Source organism: Polaribacter reichenbachii (genome assembly GCF_001975665.1).
In the GTDB taxonomy this organism is placed as follows: Bacteria; Bacteroidota; Bacteroidia; order Flavobacteriales; family Flavobacteriaceae; genus Polaribacter; species Polaribacter reichenbachii.
Genome location: NZ_CP019419.1, coordinates 2,261,282 through 2,267,500 on the forward strand (window position 1 = coordinate 2,261,282; position 6,219 = coordinate 2,267,500).

At 33.4% G+C, this 6,219-nt stretch carries 5 protein-coding genes and 1 rRNA gene (1 of these 6 running past the window's edge); 1 reads left to right on the plus strand and 5 read right to left on the minus strand.

Features of this window, described 5'->3' with window-relative positions; all coding sequences use genetic code 11:
* Positions 1–86: 86 nt before the first annotated feature.
* The 5 genes from BW723_RS09480 to thrS all read right to left on the minus strand — a co-directional run bounded on the left by BW723_RS09480 (position 87) and on the right by thrS (position 4,104).
* Entirely contained in the window at positions 87–680 is a 594-nt protein-coding gene (locus tag BW723_RS09480) for a hypothetical protein (protein ID WP_068355460.1), read from the minus strand.
* An 82-nt stretch (positions 681–762) separates the two neighbouring features.
* Positions 763–1,107: a 50S ribosomal protein L20 gene (gene rplT, locus BW723_RS09485; RefSeq protein ID WP_068355457.1), complete on the minus strand. Its 345-nt coding sequence runs from the start codon at positions 1,105–1,107 to the stop codon at positions 763–765.
* A 92-nt stretch (positions 1,108–1,199) separates the two neighbouring features.
* On the minus strand, positions 1,200–1,397 hold the full coding sequence (gene rpmI, locus BW723_RS09490; protein ID WP_068355454.1) for a 50S ribosomal protein L35: 198 nt from the start codon (positions 1,395–1,397) through the stop codon (positions 1,200–1,202).
* Between the two features lie 122 nt (positions 1,398–1,519).
* On the minus strand, positions 1,520–2,017 hold the full coding sequence (gene infC / locus BW723_RS09495; protein WP_139059044.1) for a translation initiation factor IF-3: 498 nt from the start codon (positions 2,015–2,017) through the stop codon (positions 1,520–1,522).
* A gap of 146 nt (positions 2,018–2,163) precedes the next feature.
* Positions 2,164–4,104: a threonine--tRNA ligase gene (gene thrS, locus BW723_RS09500; protein ID WP_068355448.1), complete on the minus strand. Its 1,941-nt coding sequence runs from the start codon at positions 4,102–4,104 to the stop codon at positions 2,164–2,166.
* A gap of 979 nt (positions 4,105–5,083) precedes the next feature.
* Between thrS and BW723_RS09505 the strand changes: the two genes are divergently transcribed.
* Positions 5,084–6,219, plus strand: a 16S ribosomal RNA gene (locus BW723_RS09505) (it continues 384 nt past the right edge of the window).

The following is a 6,219-nucleotide window of genomic DNA, read 5'->3' on the forward strand; positions in this document are numbered from 1 at the left end:
ACTCGTAAATATAACTTAGTTATTGCGTTCTTTTTTTTTAAATGATTTCTAGCATAGTAGATTTTAAGAAATTGTATCTTAAGATATTAATTATTTCTATGTTTGTTAATTTCGTCTTGTAATTGTCTGCGGAGCTTTTGTTCTCTTTCAATAGATTTTTTTCTATGTACTTCGAATTCTTGCTCAACATCAACTAAATTACTTTGTGCTTGTTTAGTTAAAACATTGCTTCTAGAAAACTTATATATAAAGTAAAATAATGCGAGTAAAGAAATAACAATAATACTCCAAAGTACAAGGTTATAAGTTATTTTACTTAATTGTATACCAAATAAAGAAATTGAGTTTTCTTTTAAGTTAGAACTTTCTAAATCGGCTTTTGTTTCAGCAAGGTCGGCTTTAGTTTTTTTTATGTTTTCTCTCTCTGTTTGTAGTAGATTTTCTTTTTCTAAGATTAAATTTTTAGCATCTTGTAAAGAATCTAAAACATTTTTTTTAAGCTTTAAGAACTTGTCTTTATCTATAACTTTATAAACCTGATAGGTCGTAGAAATTCTATAAATCTTATCAAACTGGCCTTTTAAAGAAGTATCTTCTAGGGTGGTTTGTGGCTCAGTTTGTTGAGAGAATATAGCAGAGCTAATAAAAAGTACAGAAAAGAACAATGTTTTAAATCTCATAATTGTGTTATTAAAAGTGTAAATTTATGAAAAAAACCCAAACAAAATGTTTGGGTTTTTTAATATAAGCAAGTATTATTATTTATTTAATTTTATCTACAACTGCCTTAAAAGCTTCTGGGTTGTTAACTGCTAAATCTGCTAAAACCTTACGGTTTAATTCGATGTTGTTAGCTTTTACTTTTCCCATAAACTGAGAGTAAGACATTCCGTTTAAACGAGCTGCTGCGTTAATACGCGTAATCCATAAAGAACGGAAGTTTCTCTTGTTGTTTTTACGGTCTCTATATGCATAAAGCATACCTTTTTCAACCGCATTTTTTGCTACTGTGTAAACGTTTTTTCTACGTCCAAAGTAACCTTTTGCTGCCTTCAAGATTTTTTTTCTTCTATTTCTTGAGGCTACTGAATTTACTGATCTTGGCATAATTTCAATGTGTTTTGTAGTAGGCGATTCAGTTAAGAATACTTTGTTTTTTGCCTAACTCCATGGTTAATAATTAAATTCCCTTATTAAACTTATTTTAAGTTTAACATTTGTTTAATGCTAGGCTCATCTGCTTTATGAACTAAAGTGTCATGAGTTAGCTTTAATTTACGTTTTTTAGACTTCTTTGTTAAGATGTGACTTTTAAACGCGTGCTTTCTTTTTAATTTTCCAGTACCAGTAACTTTAAATCGTTTTTTGGCGCTAGATTTTGTTTTCATTTTAGGCATTTCTCCTTCGTTTTAACTTGCTTAATATTTTCAGTTTTAAAGTTGATGTTTTACAAAGTTTAGAGTTAAGTGAATACAAAACTTATAAACTTTAAGAACTTACAAACTTTAAGAACTATTTTTTATTTTACTTTTTTAGGAGCAATAAACATAATCATACGTTTACCTTCTAATTTTGGTAATTGCTCCACTTTACCATAATCTTCTAATTCTTGAGCTAATTTTAATAATAAAATTTGCCCTTGTTCTTTAAAGATAATAGAACGTCCTTTAAAGAAAACGAATGCTTTTAATTTAGCACCATCTTGTAAAAACTTAATGGCGTGCTTCTTTTTAAACTCATAATCGTGTTCATCTGTTTGAGGGCCAAAACGTATTTCTTTAATGGTTACTTTTGTAGCTTTAGACTTTAAAGCTTTTTCACGTTTCTTTTGCTCATACAAGAACTTCTTGTAATCAATAATTTTACAAACAGGTGGTTTTGCTTTTGGTGATATTTCTACCAAATCCAATTCCTGTTCTTTGGCTAATTCTCTAGCTTTTGCTAAAGGATATACACCAACTTCTACATTGTCGCCTACCAGACGAACTTCATCAACATATCTTATTTTTTCATTAATTCTATGTTGATCTTCTTTGATTACTCTTAGTGGTCTTCTCGACCTGCTTCTACGTATTGCTATGACTTATAAATTTAAATTTAACTTATTTATTTTTTTAACTGATGTTACTCAGTTTGTACTTTTTTTGATAAAACCCTAATATATTAAAATTTCTTTAATGTTTTGGCTTCTTCTTCTTTAATTAAGGTAACAAACTCTTTAATTGTAAAAGTACCTAAATCTCCTTCGCCGTGTTTCCTTACAGAAACTGTGCCATCTTGTTCTTCTTTCTCACCTACAATCACCATAAATGGTATTTTGCTTACTTCTGCATCTCGTATTTTACGTCCGGTTTTTTCACTTCGGTTGTCTACGAGGGCGCGAATTTCGGAATTTTCTAACGATTCTAAAACTTTTTCTGTATATTTTTGATATTTATCACTGATAGGCAATAAGATAACTTGATCAGGAGTAAGCCAAAGAGGGAAATTACCTCCTGTATGCTCCAGTAAAACCGCAATAAAACGCTCCATAGATCCAAATGGGGCTCTATGAATCATTACTGGTCTGTGTTGTTGATTATCTGCACCTGTATAAGTTAAATCAAAACGTTTAGGTAAATTATAATCTACTTGTATTGTTCCTAACTGCCAACTTCTTCCTAAAGCATCTTTAACCATAAAATCTAATTTAGGGCCATAAAAAGCAGCTTCACCTTCTTCAATTACAAAATCTAGACCTTTATCTGTTGCTGCACTAATAATTGCTTTTTCTGCAATTTCCCAAGTTTCTACATCACCTATATACTTACCCAAGTTTTTCATATCTCTAATAGAAACTTGTGCTGTAAAATCTTCAAAACCTAAAGAACCAAAAACATACAAAACTAAATCTATAACATCTTTAAATTCTTGATCTAATTGTTCTGGAGTACAGAAAATATGAGCATCATCTTGTGTAAAACCTCTTACTCGAGTTAAACCATGTAATTCTCCACTTTGTTCATATCTATAAACGGTACCAAATTCTGCAAAACGTTTAGGTAAATCTTTATATGAATAAGGTTTAAAGTTGTAAACTTCACAATGGTGTGGGCAATTCATAGGCTTTAATAAAAACTCTTCATCCATTTTAGGTGTTTTTATTGCCTGAAAACTGTCTTCACCATATTTTTCATAATGCCCAGAGGTAACATATAATTCTTTCTGACCAATATGTGGAGTCATTACCATTTCATAACCAGCTTTTTTCTGTGCTTTTTTTAAGAAATCTTCTAAACGGCCTCTTAAAGCAGCTCCTTTTGGCAACCATAATGGTAAACCTGCACCCACTTTCTGTGAAAAAGTAAATAATTCTAATTCCTTACCTAGCTTTCTATGGTCACGTTTTTTAGCTTCTTCTAATAAAGCTAAATATTCTGTCAACATTTTTTGCTTCGGAAAACTTATTCCATAAATACGTGTTAACTGATTATTCTTTTCATCACCTCTCCAATAAGCACCAGCAACATTCATTATTTTAATAGCCTTTATAATACCGGTATTAGGTATGTGGCCCCCTCTACATAAATCAGTAAAAGTGCTATGATCACAAAAAGTAATATCTCCATCAGTTAAGTTTTCTATTAACTCAACTTTATATTGATTGTTTTCATTCTTATATTTAGCTAAAGCATCAGCCTTAGAAACTTCACGCATTTTAAATTCGTGTTTACCTCGAGCAATTTCAAGAAACTTCTTTTCAATCTCAGCAAAGTCTTTTTCAGAAATTATTTCATCACCTAAATCTAAATCATAATAAAATCCATTATCAATAGCAGGACCTATAGTTAATTTAGCATTCGGATGAAAACTTAATATAGCCTCTGCCAAAACGTGAGCAGAAGAATGCCAAAAAGCTTTTTTACCTTCATCATCGTTAAATGTAAATAAAACAAGAGTTCCATCTGTGGTTAAAGGGGTGGTGGTTTCAACTGTTTCTCCGTTAAAACTTGCAGAAATTACGTTTCTTGCCAATCCTTCACTTATGCTTTTAGCAACATCAATAGGTGTGCTGTTTGCAGTGAACTCTTTAATACTTCCGTCAGGTAAAGTAATCTTTATCATTTAATGTATCTTATTTTAAGGCTGCAAAGATATTAGAAAACAATTTTTCCTACAATATATATATGTACTTACTTGTGATTTTTAATTTTTTTATGGGTGTTACCCTTCTTTCAGTCGGGTCAGGCTTTTCGCACTCGCTTTTTTTTGATGTTTTAATGTGGGATTCAGTACATATATATAGTTAACTTCTCTAAAAACGCTTAAAGGTTATTAAAAGTTTCAAAAAAAGAGCTCAAACAATTGCTCCAATCCTTAACACAGGTTTAGGAGTTCTAGAAAGGTTTTAGAAGCGGATTAACTTAAGTTATTAAAAAGCTATAAAAACATTAAAAAATAATTCATTAGTTAAGTGGTTTATTTTAATGTAGTTATGAGAAGTTTAAAAATAAATTCAGATATTTTCCAGACAAAAGCTTGTGGGAATAGAAATGCGTTGTATATTTGCACCCGCTAAGCGAAAAGCGATACATTTTCGGATGTTGAATTAGTAGTTTTAGTTGAGTTCATTGAGAGATTGTGTTGTTAGTAAGAGTGATTGTAAAACCGATTAATAAGAGTTATTTTTTTTAGAAAAAAAACTTTAATTTTTATTAGGATTAGGAAAAATATAAGTTGTATGTTTGCAGTCCGAAATTTTCGGGGTGTAAGTTCAGGTATTTAGGTTCAAAAAAATAAATAAAAAAAATAATTTCTTTTTTATTGTCAGAATTAAAATAGTTTATATATTTGCATCCGCTAACAAATACAGCGAAAAAGTTCAGAGAGATTTTGGAAAGATTTGGATAAAAAATCAACTAGTTCGATTCTAGTGTTTCTACAAAATTAGGGAGATAAGAAGTGTGATAAACGCTTATAGCATCAACTTAAATTAGTTCATTGAAAATATTGAAATTGACAGCGTAAACAAAGAGTAGAATAACCACATTATAATATAATGTAAATTCTTTTGAAACTTATTCATTAAACATATTTAAGATATACAATGAAGAGTTTGATCCTGGCTCAGGATGAACGCTAGCGGCAGGCTTAACACATGCAAGTCGAGGGGTAACATTGTAGCTTGCTACAGATGACGACCGGCGCACGGGTGCGTAACGCGTATAGAACTTACCTTTTACAGAGGGATAGCCTTTAGAAATGAAGATTAATACCTCATAGTATTGAGAACTGGCATCGGTTTTTAATTAAAGATTTATCGGTAAAAGATGGCTATGCGTCCTATTAGCTAGATGGTAAGGTAACGGCTTACCATGGCTACGATAGGTAGGGGCCCTGAGAGGGGGATCCCCCACACTGGTACTGAGACACGGACCAGACTCCTACGGGAGGCAGCAGTGAGGAATATTGGGCAATGGAGGAGACTCTGACCCAGCCATGCCGCGTGCAGGAAGACTGCCCTATGGGTTGTAAACTGCTTTTATACAGGAAGAAACACTGCTACGTGTAGCAGCTTGACGGTACTGTAAGAATAAGGACCGGCTAACTCCGTGCCAGCAGCCGCGGTAATACGGAGGGTCCGAGCGTTATCCGGAATCATTGGGTTTAAAGGGTCCGCAGGCGGTCGATTAAGTCAGAGGTGAAATCCCATAGCTTAACTATGGAACTGCCTTTGATACTGGTTGACTTGAGTCATATGGAAGTAGATAGAATGTGTAGTGTAGCGGTGAAATGCATAGATATTACACAGAATACCGATTGCGAAGGCAGTCTACTACGTATGTACTGACGCTCATGGACGAAAGCGTGGGGAGCGAACAGGATTAGATACCCTGGTAGTCCACGCCGTAAACGATGGACACTAGTTGTTGGGCATTAGCTCAGTGACTAAGCGAAAGTGATAAGTGTCCCACCTGGGGAGTACGATCGCAAGATTGAAACTCAAAGGAATTGACGGGGGCCCGCACAAGCGGTGGAGCATGTGGTTTAATTCGATGATACGCGAGGAACCTTACCAGGGCTTAAATGTAGTATGACAGGTTTAGAGATAGACTTTTCTTCGGACATATTACAAGGTGCTGCATGGTTGTCGTCAGCTCGTGCCGTGAGGTGTCAGGTTAAGTCCTATAACGAGCGCAACCCTTGTCGTTAGTTGCCAGCATGTAAAGATGGGGACTC

What these genes read in the sequence shown, in the direction of transcription:
- BW723_RS09480 (WP_068355460.1), bottom strand. Translation starts at nt 680, where the DNA reads ATGAGATTTAAAACATTGTTCTTTTCTGTACTTTTTATTAGCTCTGCT.
- rplT (WP_068355457.1), bottom strand. Translation starts at nt 1,107, where the DNA reads ATGCCAAGATCAGTAAATTCAGTAGCCTCAAGAAATAGAAGAAAAAAA.
- rpmI (WP_068355454.1), bottom strand. Translation starts at nt 1,397, where the DNA reads ATGCCTAAAATGAAAACAAAATCTAGCGCCAAAAAACGATTTAAAGTT.
- thrS (WP_068355448.1), bottom strand. Translation starts at nt 4,104, where the DNA reads ATGATAAAGATTACTTTACCTGACGGAAGTATTAAAGAGTTCACTGCA.